At 63.9% G+C, this 21,311-nt stretch carries 16 protein-coding genes, 1 tRNA gene and 1 pseudogene; 11 read left to right on the forward strand and 7 right to left on the reverse strand.

Features of this window, described 5'->3' with window-relative positions; genetic code table 11:
* Positions 1-3,979: 3,979 nt before the first annotated feature.
* Positions 3,980-5,641 carry a recombinase family protein gene (locus QA642_RS41855; RefSeq protein WP_283087092.1) on the forward strand — a complete coding sequence of 554 codons (1,662 nt, stop codon included), beginning with the start codon at positions 3,980-3,982 and terminating at the stop codon, positions 5,639-5,641.
* On the opposite strand, the gene QA642_RS41860 is transcribed toward QA642_RS41855, so the two are convergent.
* From QA642_RS41860 to mnmA, 4 genes and pseudogenes are all read right to left on the reverse strand, one after another.
* Positions 5,598-5,674: transfer RNA gene (locus tag QA642_RS41860), tRNA-Met, on the reverse strand. The genes QA642_RS41855 and QA642_RS41860 overlap by 44 nt on opposite strands.
* Positions 5,675-5,920: 246 nt before the next feature.
* Positions 5,921-6,282 (reverse strand): annotated as a pseudogene (locus tag QA642_RS41865) (hypothetical protein).
* Positions 6,283-6,457: 175 nt separating this feature from the next.
* Positions 6,458-7,096, reverse strand: a complete 639-nt coding sequence (locus tag QA642_RS41870; protein ID WP_283082019.1) for a class I SAM-dependent methyltransferase — start codon at positions 7,094-7,096, stop codon at positions 6,458-6,460.
* A 21-nt stretch (positions 7,097-7,117) separates the two neighbouring features.
* Entirely contained in the window at positions 7,118-8,299 is a 1,182-nt protein-coding gene (gene mnmA, locus QA642_RS41875) for a tRNA 2-thiouridine(34) synthase MnmA (protein WP_283082020.1), read from the reverse strand.
* A gap of 346 nt (positions 8,300-8,645) precedes the next feature.
* Between mnmA and QA642_RS41880 the strand changes: the two genes are divergently transcribed.
* The 8 genes from QA642_RS41880 (at position 8,646) to QA642_RS41915 (ending at position 16,971) form a co-directional block, all read left to right on the forward strand.
* Complete coding sequence (locus QA642_RS41880) at positions 8,646-10,244, forward strand: flagellar hook-length control protein FliK (RefSeq protein ID WP_283082021.1); 1,599 nt, start codon at positions 8,646-8,648, stop codon at positions 10,242-10,244.
* A 13-nt stretch (positions 10,245-10,257) separates the two neighbouring features.
* Positions 10,258-10,965, forward strand: a complete 708-nt coding sequence (locus QA642_RS41885) for a flagellar hook capping FlgD N-terminal domain-containing protein (protein ID WP_283082022.1) — start codon at positions 10,258-10,260, stop codon at positions 10,963-10,965.
* 384 nt (positions 10,966-11,349) lie between these two features.
* Positions 11,350-11,625, forward strand: coding sequence for a DUF1153 domain-containing protein (locus QA642_RS41890; protein WP_002714638.1), 276 nt, complete (start codon positions 11,350-11,352; stop codon positions 11,623-11,625).
* Positions 11,626-11,817: 192 nt separating this feature from the next.
* A complete protein-coding gene (gene fliF, locus QA642_RS41895; protein WP_283082023.1) occupies positions 11,818-13,431 on the forward strand; it encodes a flagellar basal-body MS-ring/collar protein FliF in 1,614 nt (537 codons plus the stop codon).
* Between the two features lie 43 nt (positions 13,432-13,474).
* Entirely contained in the window at positions 13,475-14,572 is a 1,098-nt protein-coding gene (gene fliG / locus QA642_RS41900; protein ID WP_283082024.1) for a flagellar motor switch protein FliG, read from the forward strand.
* The gene (locus tag QA642_RS41905) at positions 14,572-15,195 is read left to right on the forward strand and encodes a FliH/SctL family protein (RefSeq protein ID WP_283082025.1); all 624 of its coding nucleotides are present in this window, start codon (positions 14,572-14,574) and stop codon (positions 15,193-15,195) included. Before fliG ends, QA642_RS41905 begins: the two co-directional genes overlap by 1 nt.
* 3 nt (positions 15,196-15,198) lie before the next feature.
* Positions 15,199-15,549 (forward strand): flagellar motor switch protein FliN, encoded by a 351-nt coding sequence (fliN, locus tag QA642_RS41910; protein ID WP_027560936.1) that lies wholly within the window; start codon positions 15,199-15,201, stop codon positions 15,547-15,549.
* A 39-nt stretch (positions 15,550-15,588) separates the two neighbouring features.
* Positions 15,589-16,971 carry a sigma-54 dependent transcriptional regulator gene (locus QA642_RS41915; RefSeq protein WP_283082026.1) on the forward strand — a complete coding sequence of 461 codons (1,383 nt, stop codon included), beginning with the start codon at positions 15,589-15,591 and terminating at the stop codon, positions 16,969-16,971.
* Between the two features lie 124 nt (positions 16,972-17,095).
* On the opposite strand, the gene QA642_RS41920 is transcribed toward QA642_RS41915, so the two are convergent.
* A complete protein-coding gene (locus tag QA642_RS41920; RefSeq protein WP_283082027.1) occupies positions 17,096-17,428 on the reverse strand; it encodes a GYD domain-containing protein in 333 nt (110 codons plus the stop codon).
* Between the two features lie 342 nt (positions 17,429-17,770).
* Here QA642_RS41920 and QA642_RS41925 point away from each other — a divergent pair, with 342 nt between their 5' ends.
* The gene (locus tag QA642_RS41925; RefSeq protein ID WP_283082028.1) at positions 17,771-19,021 is read left to right on the forward strand and encodes a vanadium-dependent haloperoxidase; all 1,251 of its coding nucleotides are present in this window, start codon (positions 17,771-17,773) and stop codon (positions 19,019-19,021) included.
* A 110-nt stretch (positions 19,022-19,131) separates the two neighbouring features.
* Positions 19,132-20,280 carry a M20 family metallopeptidase gene (locus tag QA642_RS41930; protein ID WP_283082029.1) on the forward strand — a complete coding sequence of 383 codons (1,149 nt, stop codon included), beginning with the start codon at positions 19,132-19,134 and terminating at the stop codon, positions 20,278-20,280.
* A gap of 185 nt (positions 20,281-20,465) precedes the next feature.
* Here the strand turns inward: QA642_RS41930 and QA642_RS41935 are convergent, their stop codons facing one another.
* Both QA642_RS41935 and QA642_RS41940 read right to left on the reverse strand, forming a co-directional pair.
* Positions 20,466-20,621, reverse strand: coding sequence for a hypothetical protein (locus QA642_RS41935; RefSeq protein ID WP_283082030.1), 156 nt, complete (start codon positions 20,619-20,621; stop codon positions 20,466-20,468).
* A gap of 85 nt (positions 20,622-20,706) precedes the next feature.
* Complete coding sequence (locus QA642_RS41940) at positions 20,707-21,288, reverse strand: flavin reductase family protein (protein WP_027560942.1); 582 nt, start codon at positions 21,286-21,288, stop codon at positions 20,707-20,709.
* Between the last annotated feature and the right edge of the window lie 23 nt (positions 21,289-21,311).

Here is a 21,311-nt window from a genome sequence, read left to right on the forward strand (position 1 = left end):
GCATCGGCTGCAAAGCACTAAACCAAGGTTTGTCGAATTGGCCGCTGATCGCCGTCAACAAGACTTACAGGGTTGCCGGACACAACGTTCACGGCCCCACACATTCCGTGCGCACGCACTGTCGCTTAGCTGACGCGCCGAACAAATTCGTATCGGCGCTCGCCCTCTGCTACCAGCTCGATCCGCCTCTCGTAACAGTGGCTTGAGTGTTTCTTGCTCGATACACTGCCCACGGTTTGGCCACTCATTACGCTACCGGGTTGGCAACGCCAGTATTACGTTGTCGATCAGCCGCGTTGAGCCAACATAGGCGACCGCACAAAGCGCCGCGGGGCGCAGCAGTGGCCTCGGTTGCGATCTGTTTTACCTGTGTGACGCGGTCGTCGAACGCTCCGACTTCCGGGCACGTGGCAGCCAGGGTTTGGCTTGGCGATGCAAAATGTCTTATGCAGCGATCACGGTCCATCCAAGCCTTCTTCGCGGAAAGCTTGGCCGTTTGGCGAAACTGCAGCGCGCTGCAGTCTTCGTCACGCCACCTTACGATTACGCTTGGCACTATGGTCCCTCGGCCATTCCGCGTCAGAGGCGCATTCTTATGGATATCCATCCGATCATCACGGGAGTACGCTAAGATTCGGCATCTTCAGCTTCCTCGTTCAGGGATGGACAACCGACCGAAAACTCACATCTAAGTGGTCTCACAGGCATCCTATTCGAAGCGGCGGCCCCTTGCGGCCCTCTAGAAGCGCGCGTATGCGCGCAGCGATCTGCCGTGCTTCGTTCGGCCGCAGGTTGGGCGTCATGCAATCGAGTATGGCTAGCATCGCCTGAACTTCGTCGATGTTAAATATTGCGGCGTCGCGATCTGATGGTCCCAGCGACTGATCGGCGGCACGGGCTTGATTGGCCGCAAGCACCGCAAGGGCTTGCGACCGCAAGGACATGATATGCCGCTCGAATATATGCATTTGTTGGCCTGAGCTGCCCTGTGGGCATAGTGCCGCAAGCGCTGGTGGCCAACCCCGTCACGAAGACTGGAGTTGGCCACCTTTGCTCCCGGGAGGCTCAAATCCTCAAGGCTATCAACTTGTATCGTCTAGAAGTACCGAAGGGCACCTACCAAAATCGGTCGGTCCCATCCTCACCGGCGGCTCTCTAAGCTAGGTCTTCGCCCTTAGATAAATTGGAGACACCAGCATGCCCAGACACGAGCGCTGTGCATAAACAGGAATGAACGGCCAAACGCGCATGAGAGACGCGAGAACGTTGACGGAGTAAATCCAGACGGAGCGCGATAGAGGCAGTCCCTTGGAAAGTTTATCCGAGACCTCGAAAGCCACGACAGGGAGTATCGGCAACGCAGTCGGCGTCGTCGTCGCTACACACGGCGGACACAATTGCACCAAGATAACCGCGGCCGCGGCTTCGCAGGCAAACCTCCTTCCCTTCCAGGGGGTTGGTGATGATTGATCGGAAGCAGTGCGGCGCGGCTCGGCGCCGTTTGGTGGCACTGGCGCAGACGTTGTCCCTTGCCCGTCCCCATTGCTAATTGAACTTAGCACTCGGCGCTCGTCCCCCACGGGGCAGCGCTGCCCCTGCAACCCCGCTAACAGGCTCCAAGCTCAGCTAGCGGTGGCAAAATGCTAATCGGGAGCTTAGCGCTCGCAACACGAGTAATATTGCCAGAACGAGACCTAGCCCGTAAGTCGGAAGCAGTGCGAACACGGCTCGGCGCCTGACGGCCTGGGGGCATCATGAGGCACGATCTCTGCCGCATCCGCGGTGCAATGAGCTTAACGGAAGCGTAACTCGGCACATGGTGGTCCTTCAGCTCATGCGCTGTCCCTGCCACGCCCCCGTTAAACCCAACGATTGTTTATCGGGGCTGGCTTACCGAAAGCTGACAGACCTGCGCAGCAATTTACATAACGAAAAGCAGCCCATGTGGCCGCTTGCCACCGAGAGCGATATCGACGTTTACCTCTCGGATAGTAGCCACTCGGCATGTTTGCGATCAGCGGCAGCCGCTCCGGGGCAACGCGCCGGATAGCGCGCAGCCAATCCACTGCACGTTTATGACTGAGTGACCTCACGCCCCCCGGCTCGTGCCGGCTTTTTGACCGCGCAGGACTGGCCATTCGGATCGCGCATCAGTTGCTTTCGAACCCGAATACGCCGCGCCGCTTACCGGCGTCCGCTCCACGCTAGGTTCTCGTACCGAAGATGATTGTGTCCGTTTCGCCAAAATGCGCTACCAAGCCTTCATGAGGCCCATTAGCCTGTGAGCGTCTAAACTAGACTGAATTGGCGAGTTCGACAGAAAGCAGCGCGCATGCGACTCGGCGCCTATATCAAGGAGCTTTCCCTATCACGTGCCGCTGGCTCAGTAGTTAGCCCCCGGGGATCACAAGGTAAGGCACCCGGCTTTCCTGCGATGCCCGTCGCCTCAGGGTACGGTGGGACTTTAGCGATAGAGCGTCCTCGGGTGACCTACCAGCATTGGTGGTCATGCACAGCAATCGAGAAACTGCTGGTCGAACTTGAAGATATGCGCGTTTACCCCGCTGATCCTGGGCAGGTTGAACTTCCCCGCTGCTCCGGTGGGTGCCCGTGGATAGCTGATTACGGTGCCTCCTCAGCATAGATTGCCCGCGGTGCTTCTCACCTCAGTTAAGCAAGTGATGGGTTCTGGGATCTGATGCTGAGGTCGATCATATCGGTCGTTCGATGCGCACCACGGCTGCCGTGAGCAATACCACTACGTTGTAAACCGTCGAGAACAGCGCGACACTCGAGCCGTTTCGCGGTGGCGGACGTATTGAAGTCGCATCAGAGCTCATCGGCACGATGAGACCCCAACCCTCAATGCAAACTGGAATAGGAACGGTCGTATCAAAGTCTCTTTGATAACGAGTTTGATACGGTCGCCGCCTTTGGCCGTCACAGAGAGGCATGTAAAGCAAAGGAGGACATCAATTGATCAGACCTTCGGGCCTCATCCTGCGGCTCGCCATTCCCGCCTCTCGTCGGTGCATCTTTCGCTCATGGGGCAAAGGGTCGTGGGCCAGCGAAAGGCATCGATTTCGTCAAAGATCGGTACCTATGGTGCGCTTTGCTGGTTCGAACGCCTGTTTCATCGAGGAAGTTATCTGGTGGCGAAGGGCCACGAGGTAACTACGCCAAACTCGGAGGTTGTCTCTCGACGCCGGTGACGATTACGTCGAGCGCGTGGGTCTTACCGTGTGCCGTCGGTCCCTAGACCAAGGTGCCGCTCGTAAGCTGTGACTGCGGCGAACAATATAGTTCCCCACGCGCTTGGCTCATCAGTTACGGCGAGATTGTCAGGTAAGACAAGAACTTCGGATGCCAAGCACGCGCCGACGCGGGAGATATCTTCCAAAAGAAGCGGCTCCAAAAACTAAATTTCCTCCCGGCCCGTTTCCACGCAATATCCAGGCTCATCGGCCTGGCCCTAGTAGTCCGCCGATCATTGCCCGAACCGCGAAGATCATTTCCGCTCGCCTGGATAGACCTGCTAGAGACATTTGAGCCATCGGGTCCAATCAGAGCGAACTGGTGGCGAAATCGATAGCTGGAACAGAGTCCGTGACGGAGCCCGGAGTTTCCACCCTGGTATTCGCTAGATTGAGACGATATGCCCCTCCGAGCAGTATCAATTCGGCGCAAGCAAGGCCGTTCGCTCCCCTCTTTTTCATCGATTAAGCACCCGATTGCACGACGAGCTCATAGCGGCCGTTGCACTTAGTTATCATCCGAGCAGGATGCTCGAGATGATCAGTCCCCACCACCTCTTGTCGACTGGCGCCAGCGCGGGTGCGTGCACCTCGTTGAGCCTCGCGATGGCGTAGAGGCTCGATCGTGCGGGAAGCTGATCGTAAATTTGTCTTGCAGACGAATCCAGACAAGGCGATCTTACGTCTCGCGCGAGTACTTGCTCGGGTGGCCGCGAGGGAAGATCATGAAAGAGAGCTCGCCAATCGAAGAGACGACAAGGAAAAGAGCGACGATCTATGCTCGATTCTCAACCGATCTGCAGAACGAGCGGTCGATTGAGGATCAGCTTTCACTTTGTCAAAGCTATGCCGAGCGCCAAGGTTTGACTGTTGTCAGTACCCATGAAGATCGGGCTCGTTCAGGCGGGTCCGTCATGGGCCGCGAAGGCCTTCTGCGGATGTTGGACCAGGCGCGAGAGAGATCCTTCGACGTGGTAATCGTCGAAGCGCTCGATCGCCTCTCTCGCGACATGGAAGATCTCGCTGGCATTCATAAGCGGCTGTCATTTCTCGGGATCGAGATCCGGGCGGTCCACGAGGGAGTCGTTAACACTGTGCTGGTCGGCCTTCGCGGTTTGGTCGGACAACTCTATCGTGAGGACAACGCGCACAAAGTGCGTCGCGGCCAAGCGGGGCGGGTCAAGCAAGGTTTGGCTGGCGGCGGCCTGACATACGGGTACGCCGCGGTCACTGGAAGAAGCGGCGAACGAGTGGTTGTCGAGACCGAGGCACAAGTGATCCGGCGCATATTTCAGGAATACGTGGACGGTCGTACGCCTCGGGAGATCGCGCATGATCTCAATAAGGAGGGGGTATCACCTCCGCGGGGGCGAGCCTGGAACGCCTCAACAATCAATGGCAATCAAGAGAGGGGCGCCGGCATTCTGCTGAACGAACTCTATATGGGGCGCCTTATCTGGAACAAAGTCAGGATGGTGAAAGATCCCGACTCGGGGAAGCGCCTGTCACGACCAAATCCGAGGAGTGACTGGCAGATCGCTGAAGTGCCGCATCTTGCAATTGTCAGTCCAGAGTTGTTCACAGCCGCCCAGCAACGCAAAGGGGAGCGCAGCCACGGCCACCCCAGCCATCAACGTCGGCCCCGTCGGATGTTATCTGGCTTACTCCGTTGCGGTTCATGCGGCTCGGGTATGGCAACGAATGGACAGGACAAATCGGGGCGCGTTCGGATTCGTTGCTCGGCGGCCACCGAAAGTGGCACGTGTCCTGACGCCAAGACGTTCTATTTAGACACGGTCGAGAGTGCAGTCCTCAGCGGGCTAAAGGCCGAATTGCGCGCGCCGAAGGTTCTTTCGGAATACGTGCACACATATCTAGAGGAGCGGAAGCGCCTCGCAGCTACATCAAACGCAAAACGGCAGCGCCTTGAGCAGCAGCTTGGGCAATTAAACCGGGAGATAGAACGACTGGTGGATGCGATCGCAAAAGGACATGGCGATCCGTCTGTTCTCGGACCGCGATCAACCGCACTGGATGTCGAACGAAAGCGGATATCCGAGGAGTTGCAGAGTGAACCCCTCGCCCCGAAGGAAATCGCGCTGCATCCGGCCATCCTCAAACGATACGAGGAGCAACTCGGTCGGCTTGAAGAAGCACTAGCAATAGGTGCCAGTGCGGGCGACGGAGAGGCCGCAGAAGCCATCAGAGACCTGGTCGAGACGGTCACTGTGTTCCGCGATCCAGCGCGCCCAGGTGGTGTAGCCGTCGAGATAGCAGGCCGGCTAAATGCCTTGCTCGGGGAAAACGCCTATCCCAACCAAGTCAAAGGAGTGTGGGGAAAGGTGGTAGCGGGGGAGGGACTCGAACCCCCGACCCCAGGATTATGATTCCCGTGCTCTAACCAGCTGAGCTACCCCGCCACAGGGATCGCGGCGGCGAATAAGGCCGATCTCGCGAACGCGCGGCATATAAGGAAGGGGGCGGCGGGAAGTCAAGCAAAGTGGGGGCGATTGAGGGCGTGATTTCGCAGGCGAAATCGCCCCGTCTGGGACCGAACTCGCCCATTTGCCCGCACTGGACTCGCGGAGAGTCCCCCTCACCCGGAATCCGCGCCTTTGCGCGGATCCGGCCTCTCCCCGCGCGCGGGGAGAGGCGAAGGAATCCACCTATTTCGGCCGTACCGTCGGGTCGCCGCCGGGGCTGCCGGGGGCGGGATGACGGGCATGCTGCCGTCCGTGCTCGGCGCGGGGGCGTGCATTTCGGGGTCGACGCCCGCGGGCGGGCAGATCACGCCGTCGGATTTTGCCAGTTTGTCGCCGAGCGGTTCCCGGGCCTGGCCGGTGGTGGTGCCGTCAGGCGCCGTGGCGCGGTTCGGGCGGTCCTGCGGGGTGCAGTTGGCCGCATGTTGCGGGGATGGCGGCGCGGTCTGTTGCGGCGGCGTCGCCGGGGCGGGCGGAGCCTGCGCGATCGCACTGCCTGAGGCGGCGATCAGAAGGCTGACCAGGATGATGTTTGATGTCGTGCGCATGGGACGGAAACGCGCAGGCCGCGCGGGGCGTTCCCGGGTCGAGTGCGATGTGATCGGATGAATAGGTTGCCTGTGGCCATCCTTCGAGACGCCCGCTTTGCGGGCTGCTCAGGATGAGGTCACGTTGCGAAGCAACAGGCGCGCCACCCGACAGCGCAAGCGCGAAAAATCGCGCTCACGATTTGCGGTAGCGGATCAGCGAGAAATGGCCCATCGGCGGCATTGGCCTGCGCTCCGCGAGCGTGACCCCACCGTGCCTGGCGGCCCAGCCTTCGAGGCGGGCCCACGGGAACTCCGGACGCCAGCCGAGACGGCGGGCGAGCGGCGCGAAGGCGAGCTCGGAGAGTTTGCGAAAACCCTTCTCGGCGCCGATGTGGTTGACCAGGATCAACTCGCCGCCGGGCTTGAGCACGCGCACGAACTCGTCGAGCGTGCCTTCGGGGTCGGGAACGGCGGTGATGACATATTGCGCGACCACCGCGTCGAAGAAGTTTCCGGGGAAGGCGAGGTTCTTCGCATCCATCACCGAGAGCACTTCGACGTTGCTGAGGCGCAGCGCGCGCACGCGCGCCTGCGCCTTGCGCAGCATCGGCTCGGAAATATCGACGCCGCAGATTTTTGTGGTGCGCGCGTAATCCGACAACGACAGACCGGTGCCGACACCGACATCGAGGATGCGGCCGCCGATGCGGTCGGCCTCCGCGATGGTGGACTGCCGGCCGGCATCGAAGACCTTGCCGAACACGAGATCGTAGACCGGCGCCCAGCGGCCATAGGCCTTCTCGACCCCGGCCCGCGAGATGTCTGCTGCCATGCCCCCTGCCCCGGAAATTACTTAGCCGCGGACGGCTTCCGCGAGTGGCCTCGCTGAACTCGCCGCCACCTTCGCGGCGGCGCTCTGGATAAAGCCACCGCCGAGCACGCGCGCCTGCCCAGACGGCGCGTCATAGAACACGCAGGCCTGTCCCGGCGAGACGCCCTCTTCGCCGGCGACGAGCTCGACCTCGTAATGACCGTTCGCACCGCGCAGCCAGGCCGGCTGCGGCGAGCGGGTCGAGCGCACGCGCACGAACATTTCGAGGCCGCCTCCGATGGCGCGATCGATGTCGCCGCCGCCGATCCAGTTGACGTCGCGCAAGCTGATGCGGTGCATCTTCAGCGCATCACGCGGGCCGACGACGACGCGGCGGTTTGCGGCATCGAGCCGCACCACGAACAGCGGCGCGTGGGCCGCAATGCCGAGGCCGCGGCGCTGGCCGACGGTGAAATTGGCGATGCCGTTGTGCCGGCCGAGCACGCGTCCGTCGAGATCGACGATGTCGCCGGGGTCCATCGCGTTCGGACGCAGGCGCGTGATGATGTCGGTGTAGCGGCCCGTCGGCACGAAGCAGATGTCCTGGCTGTCGTGCTTGTCGGCGACCGCGAGACCAAAGCGGCGCGCGAGCTCGCGCGTCTCGGGCTTGGTCATGTCGCCGAGCGGGAAGCGCAGGAAATCGAGCTGCTCCTGCGTGGTCGCGAACAGGAAGTAGCTCTGGTCGCGGTCGCTGTCGGCGGCGCAGACCAGCGCGCGCGAACCGTCCTCGCGGCGGCGCGAGGCGACGTAATGTCCGGTGGCGAGCGCCTGCGCGCCTAACTCTCGCGCGGTCTTCAGCAGGTCGCGGAATTTGACGGAGCGGTTGCACTCGATGCACGGCACCGGCGTCTCGCCGAGCGCATAGCTGTCGGCAAAGTTGTCGATGACGGACTCGCGAAAGCGATCCTCGTAGTCGAGCACGTAATGGGGAATGCCGAGCTTGGCGGCGACGTCGCGGGCGTCGTGGATGTCCTGGCCGGCGCAGCAGGCGCCCTTGCGGTGGGTCGCCGCGCCATGATCGTAGAGCTGGAGCGTGATCCCAACGACGTCGTAGCCTTCGGCCTTCAACAGCGCAGCCGTCGTCGAAGAATCGACGCCGCCCGACATGGCAACGACGACCCTGGTGTCCTCAGGACGGCCTTCGAGATCCAGACTGTTGAGCATGGCTTTAAAGTTTGTGACGGCGGCGTTCGGCGATCCGCGATTTGCTTCTGACCGGGACATCGGCGCTCCCCGGGAACTTTGGTTCCCGAAGGGCACGGCTTGCCCGGTCGAAAGCGGCTGAGAGCTGCCTCTTTAATATAGGCGCCATTCCGGTGAAGCAATCGCGCCGGCCGGACGCTTAGGGCAATTCTTGCCGGGGCGGCAGAAATGGCGGGGGCCGGCAGGAGGCGCGGGCGGCGACACCAATTCATCAAGATATTGATTTTATTACATAAACTGAACATCAGGGAGGCTGGCCCGCTCCTTGCTCCCTCCTTACGCCGAAGATGTTTCCAAGAGGTCGCCTGTGGTCGGTCGGACGTCAGATGTAGCCGCCAGCGTGCAAGTTCCGAGCGCGCAGCAAAAGCCTGCGAAGCCGCAGAGCAGCAAAGATGCGTCGGACTCCTTCGGCTCGCTGGTCGACAGCAACACCCAGGCGATCAGCAACAACGCGGCCTCGCAGGACACCGCCCCGCGCCGGACCGATTCCGCGACGTCGTCCGCGTCCGCCTCGGACCGGAGCACGCGCGAGCCGTCATCGACCGAGCCCTCCTCGCAGAGCAAGGCGCGCGACGACACCGATTCGTCCGCGAGCGCCGGCACGGACACGACGACAGATTCGGCCAAAGCGGCGGACAAGACCGGCAAGACCAAGGACAAGTCCGAGACCTCCGACGCCAAGCCGGCGGACAAGTCCGACGAGACCAAGGCTGACAAGACCGACACCAGCGACGGGCTTGCCGCCGCCGTCGATGCCGCAGCGGCCGCGCAGACCGACGCGACGCAGGCAGCCGTGCCCGATCCGAACGCGATTCCCGTTGCCGCGCCCGTCGTGCCGGTCGATCCGAATGTGGCCGCGGGCCAGGCCAGCGACGCCGCATCTTCGCCGCTGACTATCGCCGCTGCCGGCCTTGCCGCCAGCGCCTCCACCGCGGCGCAGATCGCGGGCACCAAGACCGACACCGCAACGCCGGGCGACAAGAGCGCCAAGACGGCCGGCGCCAAGGTCGATGCCGACACCTCGGCAACGCTAGGGGATACGGCCGCCACCACCGATGGCACCGCGACCGATGCCAAGACCAGCGGCGGCCTGATCGCCGTCGCCGACCTCGGCACGCCAAAAACCTCGTTCAAGGCCGCCGCCACCGCGCAAGGGCAGACCGACGTCTCCAATATCGGTCAGGACGCCGGCAAGGCCAACGCCACACAAGCTCAGGCGGCGACGACCGCCAACGCCGCGCATGCGCAAGGCACCAAGCCGCAAGCCGATTCCAGCCTGGTCGACGCCAAGGCCGATGCGAAGGCCGGCGCCACCGATGCGACACCCGCCACCACCACGCACCATGCGGGCGCGCAAGCGGCCGTGCCCGACACCAGCGCGCAGGCCGCCTCCGCCATTCAGGCGCCGCTGACCAATACGACGTCGGCGGCGACCGCTTCGACCGCGACGCTGACCGCGACCGCGGCCACCAATGCGGCCGTGCCGCTCAACGCGGTGCCGATCGAGATCGCCGCCGCCGCGCGCGCCGGCAAGACGCGGTTCGACATCAGCCTCGATCCGGTCGAGCTCGGCCGCATCGACGTCCGCATCAATGTCGACCGCAACGGCCAGGTCACCTCGCATCTCACGGTCGAGAAGCCGGAGACGCTGGCGATGCTGAAGCAGGACGCGCCGCAATTGCAGCGCGCGCTCGACGATGCCGGCTTCAAGACCGGCAGCAACGGGCTGTCCTTCAGCCTGCGCGACCAGAATTCATCGGGCCAGCAGTCCGGCCAGAACAACGACAATGGCGGCAACGCCCGCCGGCTGATCATCAGCGAGGACGAGACCGTGACTGCCGCGCCGGTCGGGCGCGGCTACGGCCGCATGCTCGGATCGAGCAGCGGCGTCGACATCAGAGTGTGAGGAGTATTCGATCATGACCACCACGAATGCCACCACCGCGCCTACGCCCGTCTCCGGCACGACGGACGTCCCGAAATCCTCCTCGAACTCGTCGCTGAGCTCGAGCACGGGCTCGACGCTCGCCGGCAACTTCCAGACCTTCTTGACGCTGCTGACGACGCAGCTGCAGAACCAGAACCCGCTCGATCCGCTCGACACCAACCAGTTCACCCAGCAGCTGGTGCAGTTCGCCGGCGTCGAGCAGCAGCTGAAGACCAACGATTCGCTGTCCCAGCTCGTCACGTTGCAGCAGACCACGCAGGCGACCCAGGCGCTGGGCTTCGTCGGCAAGACGGCACTGGTCGACGGCTCGACCGCAACAATGACGAAATCGTCGGCGACATGGCACCTCAACGTGCCGAGCGACTCCACCGTCGACATCACCGTCGCCAATGCCAGCGGCCAGACCGTGTTCACCGGCAAATACACTGCCTCAGCCGGCACCGATATTCCCTTCACCTGGAACGGCCAGGGCAATGACGGCACGCAATGGCCCGACGGCAAGTACACGATCTCGGCCACCGGCAAGGACGTCGCGAACAACAATGTCGGCATCGCCGCGCAGGTCCAGGGCGTGGTGTCCTCCGTCGACCTCACCCAGTCGCCGCCGCTGCTGACGATCGACGGCGCCAGCTACACGCTGAGCCAGGTGAAGAGCATCATCGCGACCAGCAGCAATTGAGGCCACATAGCGCCGCCACACATTCGGTGTCGTCCCCGCGAAGGCGCGAACCCATACACCCAGGAAGTCGTTATCGCATGAGGTCGTAACCCCGAGTCTTCACCAAACCACTCCCTGGGGTTATGGGTCCCGGGCTCGCGCTTCGCGCGCCCCGGGACGACAGTTGAGAGCTCTGCGGCGTCACCGCGAGCATCTGTTTGTTAGTAAAGTATTTACCTTCTGCCCCGCCCGGCCCGCCGAAACCGCGTTTTCGGCCCCCGGGCCGGCCGCGTTCCCGCAAGATTCAACGAGAATTGTATTGAAGCCTTAGGCTTAGCGGATTTTTAAGCCGCCGGGCGTAGGGTTACCGCGTGAGTTCAGTGGTTGAGAGTTTGTGAGTACGCCATGACAGAACCCCATCGCCCGAGGGTAAAATACGTCATCGGGCCGGACGGCAGTCCGCTGACGATCGCAGATCTGCCCGCGCCCGGCACCAAACGCTGGGTCATCCGCCGCAAGGCCGAAGTCGTCGCCGCTGTGCGTGGCGGGCTTCTCTCCCTTGAGGAGGCCTGCAGCCGTTATACCCTGACGGTCGACGAATTCCTCTCCTGGCAGTTTTCCATCGACCAGCACGGTCTGGCGGGTCTTCGCACCACCCGCATCCAGCAATATCGCCAGTAAGCGATCCGGAAATCTGCTGCTTTTGAACAAAATCGGCCTCGCCCCGCGAGGCCGATTTTTTTCATGTTTGCTTTTGGCACCACTTTTGTCCGACCTCTTAACCTTCGTTAACCATATCGAAACCATCACCTAGGCAATAATTGCCCAGTCGGCCGCTCTTGGAATGCGGGTCGAAGCTGTCGGGGCGGTTGCTTGCAAGGTCTTGCGGACTTCTTAAAAAGTATCGGCGCCGCCCGGTTCGGGGCGATGATCGCGGTCACCGCCGCGCTCATCGGCTTCTTCGCCTTCGTCATCATGCGCGTCACCACGCCGCAGATGACGACCCTGTTCACCGACCTCAGCGTCGAAGATTCCTCCAGCATCATCAAGGACCTGGAACGCCAGGGCATCCAGTTCGAGCTGCGCAACGAGGGCAGCATCATCATGGTGCCCAAGGACAAGGTCACGCGGCTGCGCATGAAGCTCGCCGAGGGCGGCCTGCCCAAGGGCGGCGGCGTCGGCTACGAGGTGTTCGACAAGTCGGACGCGCTCGGCACCACCTCCTTCGTCCAGAACATCAATCACCTGCGCGCCCTCGAGGGCGAGCTCGCCCGCACCATCCGCGCCATCGACCGCATCCAGGCCGCCCGCGTCCACCTCGTGCTGCCCGAGCGCCCGCTGTTTGCGCGCGAGGCGCCGGAGCCGTCGGCCTCGATCGTGGTACGCGTCCGCGGCGCGCTGGAGGCGCAGCAGATCCGCGCCATCCGCCACCTCGTCGCCTCCGCCGTCAACGGGCTGAAGCCGCAGCGGGTCTCGATCGTCGACGAGGCCGGCCAGCTGCTCGCCGACGGCGCCGCGACCGACCCCGAGCAGGCGGTCGGCGACGAGCGCCGCATCGCCTTCGAGAAGCGGATGCGCAAGCAGGTCGAGGACATCGTCTCCTCCGTGGTCGGCTCGGGCCGCGCCCGCGTCCAGCTCTCCGCCGATTTCGATTTCAACAAGGTCACCCAGACCTCGGACAAGTTCGATCCCGAGGGCCGCGTGCTGCGCTCCAGCCAGACCCGGGAAGAGAGCAGCCTCACCGCCGACAACAACGGCCAGGTCACCGTCAACAACGAGCTGCCCGGCAACCAGCAGAACAACGGCGTCGCGGCCAAGGACCAGAGCAAGAAGACGGAAGAGACCAACAATTACGAGATCTCCCGCACCACCAAGACCGAGGTGACCGAGGCCGGCCGGGTCAACCGCATCTCGGTCGCGGTGCTGGTCGACGGCATCTATTCCAAGAACGAGAAGGGCGATCTGGCCTATCAGGACCGCACCAAGGAGCAGCTCGACCGCATCGCCGCGCTGGTGCGCTCGGCCATCGGCTTCGACCAGAAGCGCGGCGACCAGGTCGAGGTCGTCAACCTGCGCTTTGCCGATGCGCCCTCCACTGCCCCGATCAGCGAGCCCTCGGGCTTCCTCGGCATGCTCCAGTTCACCAAGGACGACGTGATGTACTTCGTCGAGCTCGGCGTGATGATGCTGCTCGGCCTCGTCGTGATGTTCATGGTGATCCGCCCGCTGGTCAAGCGCATCCTCGCTTCCGACGAGGTCGCCGCCGCCATCTCCGGCGTCCTCGCCGGCCCCGCCGCGAGCGACGAGGCCGCGCCCGCCGGAAGCCAGCCGCTGTTGCCGGGCGGTGCCGCGAGCGCGATCGACGTCGCCACCATCCAGGGCCAGGTCCACGCCCAGTCCGTTCATCGCGTCGGCGAGCTCGCCGAGCGCAACCCCAACGAAACCGTCGCCATCATCCGCCAGTGGCTCACCGAGCCAGCCAAATAACCTAAGCCAAGTAACTGCCAAGTGAATCAAGAAGTGATCTGACATGGCCGCCACACTGCAAAACGCCAACTCCAACGACATCACCAGCGTGATCTCCACGCTCGGCCAGCGCGCCGGCAGACGCGCCAAGGACGGCAAGGGGGCCGAGCAGCTGTCCGGGCCGCGACGCGCCGCGATCCTCATGCTGGCGCTGGGCGAGCAATATGGCGGCAAGATCTGGTCGCTGCTCGACGACGACGAGGTGCGTCAGCTCTCGCTGGAAATGTCGACGCTCGGCACCGTCGAGGTCGACACCGTCGAGGACATGCTGCTCGAGTTCGTCTCGCGCATGTCGGCCTCGGGCGCGCTGATGGGCAATTTCGACGCAACCGAGCGCCTGCTGCAGCAATACCTGCCGCCGGAGCGCGTCAACGGCATCATGGACGAGATCCGCGGCCCTGCCGGGCGCAACATGTGGGAGAAGCTCTCCAACGTGCAGGAAGAGGTGCTCGCCAACTACCTCAAGAACGAATACCCGCAGACCATCGCCGTCGTGCTCTCGAAGCTGAAGTCGGAGCACGCCGCCCGTGTGCTCGGCATCCTGCCCGAGGAGCTCGCGCTCGACGTCGTCAACCGCATGCTGAAGATGGAAGCGGTGCAGAAGGAGGTGATCGAGAGCGTGGAGAAGACGCTGCGCACCGAGTTCATGTCGAACCTGTCGCAGACCCGCCGCCGCGACGCCCACGAGGTCATGGCGGAAATCTTCAACAATTTCGACCGCCAGACCGAAACCCGCTTCATCACCTCGCTGGAGGAGGACAACCGCGAATCGGCCGAGCGCATCAAGGCGCTGATGTTCACCTTCGACGACCTCGTGAAGCTGGATTCCGGCTCGGCCCAGACCTTGATGCGCAACGTCGACAAGGACAAGCTCGGCGTCGCGCTCAAGAGCGCCAACGAGGACGTCCGCAATTTCTTCTTCGGCAACATGTCCTCGCGCGCGGCCAAGATGCTCCAGGACGACATGGCGGCGATGGGCCCGGTGCGCCTGCGCGACGTCGACGAGGCCCAGGCGCTGCTGGTCAACCTCGCCAAGGACCTCGCCGCCAAGGGTGAGATCATGCTGACCAAGAACCGCGCCGACGACGAGCTGGTGTACTGATGGCGGCTCCGGCAAAATTCCTGTTCGATACCGACTTCGCGGCGCCCGAGCGGACGACGCGCGAGAAGGCCGCAACCGCGGCCGAGATCGCCCAGAAGGTCGCCGAAGCCGAGGCGCGCGCCTATCAGGACGGCTTTGCCGCCGGCCAGCGCGAGGCCAAGGCCGAGAGCGACCGCCGCGTCGCGCTCGCCATGGAAGAGATCAACATCGGCATCCGCGGCGTCGCCGCCGGCATCGGCAACATCGAAAGCAGGATGGAGACCGAGGCGGTCGAGGTCGCGATCGCGGTGGCGCGCAAGCTGTGCGCCGACCTCGTCGCCGCCGAGCCGCTCGGCGAGATCATGGCGCTGGTCAAGGACTGCTTCGCGCATCTGGTCGCGACGCCGCATCTGGTCGTCCGCATCAACGACGCGCTCTACGACGCCGCGCGCGAGAAGATCGAGCGGCTCGCCAAGCAGAGCGGCTTCGAGGGCCGGCTGGTGATCCTGGCCGAGCCTGAAATCGCCACCGGCGACTGCCGGATCGAATGGGCCGATGGCGGCGTCGTGCTGGAACGCGGCGTCATCGCGGCCAAGATCGACGAAATGGTCGGACGCTATATCGCGTCTCGGAGGGGGAGCTAAGCCATGAGCGACACCGACGGACAGGTCCCGCTGCCCGATCTCAACGGTCCGCTACCGCCAACCAACGCGGATGTCGGCTACAACGAGGACGAATATGCGGCGCGCGCCGCCGCCGACCTCGAAGCCGTGTTCGACGTGCCGGTGCAGGTCTCGGCCGTGCTCGGCCGCTCCAAGATGGACGTCGGCGAGCTGCTCAAGCTGGGGCCCGGCACCGTGCTCGAGCTCGACCGCCGCGTCGGCGAGGCCATCGACATCTACGTCAACAACAAGCTGGTCGCCCGCGGCGAAGTCGTCCTGGTCGAGGACAAGCTCGGTGTGACCATGACCGAAATCATCAAGACCGAACGCACGTGATGACGCGCAACAGCGCGACCAGACGGACAGGAGACTGACATGCGGCTTCTCATCGTTGGCACATTGAAGGGCCAGCTCACCACCGCCACCAAGATCGCGATGGAGAACGGCGCCACCGTGACCCATGCCGAGGATCACGAGCAGGCGATGCGCGTGCTGCGCGGCGGCAAGGGCGCCGACCTGCTGCTGGTCGACGTCGCCCTCGACATCCGCGACCTCGTGATGCGGCTGGAGGCCGAACACATCCACGCCCCGATCGTCGCCTGCGGCATCACCAACGACGCCCGCGCGGCGGTCGCTGCGATCCACGCCGGCGCCAAGGAATACATCCCGCTGCCGCCGGACCCGGAGCTGATCGCCGCGGTGCTCGCCGCCGTCGCCAACGATTCCCGCGAGCTAGTCTATCGCGACGACGCCATGGCGCGCGTGATCAAGCTGGCGCAGCAGATCGCGGGCTCGGACGCTTCGGTGATGATCACCGGCGAGTCCGGCACCGGCAAGGAAGTGCTGGCCCGCTACGTCCATATCCGCTCCGCCCGCGCCAAGCGCCCGTTCATCTCGATCAACTGCGCCGCGATCCCCGAGCACCTGCTGGAGTCCGAGCTGTTCGGCCACGAGAAGGGCGCCTTCACCGGCGCGGTCGCCCGCCGCATCGGCAAGTTCGAGGAAGCGACCGGCGGCACGCTGCTGCTGGACGAAATCTCGGAGATGGACGTCCGCCTGCAATCAAAGCTGCTGCGCGCCATCCAGGAGCGCGTGATCGACCGCGTCGGCGGCACCAAGCCGGTGCCGGTGGACATCCGCATCATCGCGACCTCGAACCGCAACCTGGCCGAGGCCGTGCGCGAAGGCACATTCCGCGAGGATCTGCTGTTCCGCCTCAACGTCGTGAATTTGAAGATCCCGCCCCTGCGCGAGCGTCCCGCCGACATTCTCGAACTCGCCCAGCATTTCGTGAAAAAGTACGCCGAGGCTAACGGCGTGCCGATGCGCCCGATCTCGGCGGAGGCGCGCCGCGTACTCTCCACCAACCGCTGGCAGGGCAACGTTCGCGAGCTCGAAAACACCATGCACCGCGCGGTGCTGATGGCGCAGGGTGACGAGATCGGCCCCGACGCGATCATCACGCCGGATGGCGACCGCCTCGACCTCGCCAAGACCGCACCCGCCGTTGCGCACGCCACCATGGCTGCCGAGCAGGTGACGCGCGCGCTGGTGGGACGCACCGTCGCCGACGTCGAGCGCGACTTGATCCTGGAGACGCTCAAGCACTGCCTCGGCAACCGGACCCATGCCGCGAATATCCTGGGCATCTCGATCCGCACGCTGCGCAACAAGCTCAACGAATACGCCGACGGCGGCATCCCGATCCCGCCCGCGGGCACGCCGGGCGAGTATCCGCGCATGCCGGCCATGGGTTGAGCAACAGCTCATCGATCTCGTCAAGCCCGCCCGGGCATTCGCATGAGGCGTGCGAGTGGCCGGGACGAGCCCAGCCACCACCACCGAGTGTCTCGCCTCATGGCGGCGTCACGCTCACAAGAGGCTACTTGCCGGGCGGAACGTAGACGCTTGCAAGCTTCGCGGCCTTCTCCGCGACGCTCTTGAATTCACCCATCTTCCAGGCGCGTACGGTTTCGATTTTGGCGATGGCGCCGCTCGCCGCGGCCGCCATTCCGAGGGCGACAGCATCGGCTCCATCGGGGAACTCCGCTACGATGATCGCGTCGTGTGCGCCTGTTGTCATGAACGCTCCCTGGAGCTTTCCGCCGGCTTTTTCGATAATCGGTCCGATGACCGCGCTGCGATCGGACGGTTTGTCGACCAATCCCTTGATGCCGGCATTTGAGTACGAGACGTATGAGATGAACAACGGCATGTTTTCTCTCCGTCGAAGTTAGAGCGACAACACCTGTGGTTTTGGAAAGAGCCCTCCGAGCGAGAGCAAGGCACGGCCTGCCGACGGCACGCGAGCTGCCTTGAAAATAGAGCTGCGGACCTCGGCACGTCCAACTGGCAGCTTGTGCCGACTATAACCAACTCCGCAATACGGCGCGAACGGTAAGCCAAGCCTACCCATTGGGGCGCGACTATCGTGCCGCCGCGAGTGAAGCAGTTCACTATCGATACGCATCAGGACCGATAGAATTTGGAGTGAGGTGATGTCGGCCACGGACCGCGTCCGCCTTCGCAAACGTGGTTCAACTCGAAAGGGAAAGCCATGGAATACTCCTCGTGGACGATCTCCCGCCTATCGATGATCGTTATGCTGCTCGCCGCCTCGATGACGCTTGCGCGCGCTGACGTGATCATGGACTGGAACGCCAAAGCTGACGCGATCGCTGCCGAGAAGCAAATCCCTCCGGCGCCCCACAGCCGCGCGTTGTCCATGATGCACGTTGCGATGTTCGAGGCGGTCAATGCGATCGACCACCGCTACGCGCCGTACAAGCTCTCGCTGTCCGCGGACCGCTCGACCTCGCGCGAAGCGGCGGCGTCGGTTGCGGCTCACGACGTGCTGCTGTCGATCTATCCAGACCTCAAGCCGGACCTGGATGCAACGCTGACCAATGCTCTGGCGCCGATCACCGACGGCGAGTCCAAGACCGCCGGCATCGCGCTCGGCAAAGAGGCTGCGGGGCAGATTATCGAGCTTCGTGCCAGGGACGGCAGCAGCGCCGTGGAAACGTACCGGCCCCTGACCACGGCGGGCGCCTATGTCCCGACCGTGGTCCCGCTCTTCTCGACCACGGGCGCGACGACGCCTTGGGTCATGACATCGGGATCGCAGTTCCGCCCCGGACCACCGCCCGCGCTTGATTCCGAAGTCTGGACCAAGGACGTCAACGAAATCCGCGAGGTTGGCAGCCGAGGCAGCCCGACCCGGACGCCTGAGCAAACCACGATCGGCCGCTTCTGGTTCTTCGTCGGCGCCCGCACCTACAATCCCATCGTGAGGCAGGCTGCGATGGCCAAGGGCATGGATCTCATCGACTGCGCCCGCCTGTTCGCCTTGACGTCGATGACCGGCAACGACGCCATCGTTGCCGTGTTCGACGCGAAGTACACTTACAATTTCTGGCGACCGATCACGGCCATCCGCAATGCCGATCTGACGGCGAATGCTGCGACGCCCCGCGATGCATCCTGGCTGCCGCTCGGCGACACGCCGATGCATCCGGAATATCCCTGCGCGCACTGCATCGTCTCGGCCGCGATCTCGACCGTGCTGCAAACTGTCGTTGGAGATTTTGGCGAGTTCTCGCTGACCAGCCCCACCGCACCAGGCGTCACACGCAAATGGTCGCGGCTCCAGGACTATAGCGACGAAGTCGCTAATGCGCGCATCTGGGCCGGCTTCCACTACCGCTTCTCGACTGAAGTCGGCAAGGACATGGGCCGAAAGATCGGCGCGTTGACCGTCGCGACGCAGCTTCGCGGCGTGGAGGCAATGGCCCAGCCGAGCCGCTAGGCCGGTTGCCTTTTTCGAAGCGCCGAACACATGGCCGCACCGCATCCGGCGACTAGGTCATGCCTGCGCAAGGCTCTATAACCTCGCGTGAGAACCACGCGAGGATACACATGTCTCAAGCTCAAATCACGGACTGGCTGACGCGGCAGAAGCAGGCCATGATCGACCTTCTGCGCGATGTCGTGAACATCGATTCCGGGTCCTATGACAAGGCAGGCGTCGATGCGGTCGGGGCGCGGTTCGAGCGGCACTTTGCCGAGCACGGCATTCCCTGCCGGCGCGAAGCCAACGCCACCTTCGGCGATGCGATCCATGCTGAGGTGGCAAAGCCCGGCAGCAACGAGAAGCCGGTGCTGTTGATGGGCCATCGCGACACCGTGTTCGGCAAGGGCGAGGCCGGGCGGCGTCCGTTCACGATCAAGGACGGCCGCGCCTATGGGCCCGGCGTCGCCGACATGAAGTCCGGCCTCGTCATGAACGTGTTCGTGGCGACCGCCTTCCACAAATTCGGCGGCTCGCCGCATCCGATCAAGGTGCTGATCACCTCGGACGAGGAGATCGGCTCGCCCTCCTCTCGCCCCGTGATCGAGCGCGAGGGACGCGCGGCGCGTGCCGTGTTCAATTCCGAGCCGGGCCGGCCCACAGGCAACGTCGTGACGGGGCGCAAGGGCGGCATCTTCATGCACATGGCCATCACCGGCAAGGCCGCGCATTCCGGCGCCAATTTTGCCGCCGGCGTCAGCGCCATCGGCGAGCTCGCGCAGAAGATCATTCACATCCATGCGCTGACCGATCTCGACAAGGGCATCACGCTCAATGTCGGCCTGGTCTCCGGTGGACAGTCGGTCAACACCACGGCGCCTTATGCCGAGGGGCAGATCGACCTGCGCTATGTCGACCCCGCAGATCGCGCGCGGATCATGCGCACCATCGAGAGGATCGTCGCGACGTCTTACGTGCCGGGCACCAGCGCGACGCTGACGATCAAGGGCGAGTTCGTGCCCGTGGTGCAGAGCGCGGACTCGAAGGCACTGTTCGAGAACTATCAGGCCGCGGCAAGGCAGGTCGGCCTCACGACGCTGCAGGGCGAGTTCTCCGGCGGCTGCGCCGATTCCGGCTTTACCGCGGCGGTGGGCACGCCGACCATCTGCGGCCTTGGCCCGGTCGGCGGCCTCGCGCACACGCCGGAGGAATATCTGGAGATCGACAGCATCGTGCCGCGCGCACAGGCGCTGGCGCTGGCGATTTTGCGGGGATGAACACAGGTGCGGTAGGGTGGGCAAAGCGAAGTGTGCCCACGAAGCTTTCGCGGCCGCAGAGAGGTGGTGGGCGCGGCGCAAGTGCGCCTTTGCCCACCTTACGAGACTGGCGATCTTGAGAGGCTAGCCGCCGCACACGCCGTCGTCATGCCCGGGCTTGACCCGGCCATGACGAGGAGAGAGCCTCACGAATAACTCGGCGCGTCGGGCTTGCGGAAGATGTGGATGGGGTCGCCGGGGATGATCGGCTTGCCCGAGAACGTCGCATAGGCGTAGAGCGCGAGATAGGCGATCGCGAGCGCGCCGATGGCGTAGAAGGCGAAGGTCGCGACGCGCTTCATCGTTCCGCTCCATTGCCGTCCCGGTGGGACGGCTCAGGGCGCTTCTAGAGCGATGATGGGGAAAAGACCAGCCTGAGGACGGCGATCAAATGCCGCGCCGGCTGCGCGCGGGCACGCTGACATCGGCGAGCCTCGCCGCGTCCTCGTCCTGGTCGACCGCCACATACTGCCCGTGCCAATAGGCCAGCGCAGCGTTGCGGGTCGAGTTCCTGACGTCCCTGACACGACCGATGACGATGCCGTGCGAATGACGCTCGAGGATCTCCTCGACCTCGCAGTCGAACACCGACAAGGCGCCGACCAGCAGCGGAACGCCGGAAACCGCCGTCACCCAGTGGCTGCCGGCGAAGCGATCGGCGCCCTTCAGCCCGCCCTTGCCGGCAAAGCGCTCGGCGACGTCGAGCTGGTCGGCATTGAGGATGCTCACGCCGAAGGCGCCGTGGCGCTTGATCAGCGGGAAGGAAGAGGCATCGCGGTTGATGCTGACCAGCAGCGTCGGCGGCTCGACCGACAGCGAGGTTACGGATGTAACCGTCATGCCGGTGATGTCCTTGCCCCGCCCGGCGGTGATGATGCTGACGCCGCCGGTGAGGTGGCGCATGGCGCCGCGGAAATCGGCGGGCGAGACGGGGATTTCGGTCATGAGGTCGCGGGGCACTACATTCATGGCATGCTCCCCGAAGCGGGGGG

This window comes from Bradyrhizobium sp. CB2312 (assembly GCF_029714425.1).
In the GTDB taxonomy this organism is placed as follows: Bacteria; Pseudomonadota; Alphaproteobacteria; order Rhizobiales; family Xanthobacteraceae; genus Bradyrhizobium.

What these genes read in the sequence shown, in the direction of transcription:
- mnmA (WP_283082020.1), bottom strand. Translation starts at nt 8,299, where the DNA reads ATGCTCAACAGTCTGGATCTCGAAGGCCGTCCTGAGGACACCAGGGTC.
- QA642_RS41870 (WP_283082019.1), bottom strand. Translation starts at nt 7,096, where the DNA reads ATGGCAGCAGACATCTCGCGGGCCGGGGTCGAGAAGGCCTATGGCCGC.
- QA642_RS41930 (WP_283082029.1), top strand. Translation starts at nt 19,132, where the DNA reads ATGTCTCAAGCTCAAATCACGGACTGGCTGACGCGGCAGAAGCAGGCC.
- fliN (WP_027560936.1), top strand. Translation starts at nt 15,199, where the DNA reads ATGAGCGACACCGACGGACAGGTCCCGCTGCCCGATCTCAACGGTCCG.
- QA642_RS41905 (WP_283082025.1), top strand. Translation starts at nt 14,572, where the DNA reads ATGGCGGCTCCGGCAAAATTCCTGTTCGATACCGACTTCGCGGCGCCC.
- fliG (WP_283082024.1), top strand. Translation starts at nt 13,475, where the DNA reads ATGGCCGCCACACTGCAAAACGCCAACTCCAACGACATCACCAGCGTG.
- QA642_RS41925 (WP_283082028.1), top strand. Translation starts at nt 17,771, where the DNA reads ATGGAATACTCCTCGTGGACGATCTCCCGCCTATCGATGATCGTTATG.
- QA642_RS41940 (WP_027560942.1), bottom strand. Translation starts at nt 21,288, where the DNA reads ATGAATGTAGTGCCCCGCGACCTCATGACCGAAATCCCCGTCTCGCCC.
- QA642_RS41855 (WP_283087092.1), top strand. Translation starts at nt 3,980, where the DNA reads ATGAAAGAGAGCTCGCCAATCGAAGAGACGACAAGGAAAAGAGCGACG.
- QA642_RS41890 (WP_002714638.1), top strand. Translation starts at nt 11,350, where the DNA reads ATGACAGAACCCCATCGCCCGAGGGTAAAATACGTCATCGGGCCGGAC.
- QA642_RS41920 (WP_283082027.1), bottom strand. Translation starts at nt 17,428, where the DNA reads ATGCCGTTGTTCATCTCATACGTCTCGTACTCAAATGCCGGCATCAAG.
- QA642_RS41915 (WP_283082026.1), top strand. Translation starts at nt 15,589, where the DNA reads ATGCGGCTTCTCATCGTTGGCACATTGAAGGGCCAGCTCACCACCGCC.
- QA642_RS41935 (WP_283082030.1), bottom strand. Translation starts at nt 20,621, where the DNA reads ATGAAGCGCGTCGCGACCTTCGCCTTCTACGCCATCGGCGCGCTCGCG.
- QA642_RS41885 (WP_283082022.1), top strand. Translation starts at nt 10,258, where the DNA reads ATGACCACCACGAATGCCACCACCGCGCCTACGCCCGTCTCCGGCACG.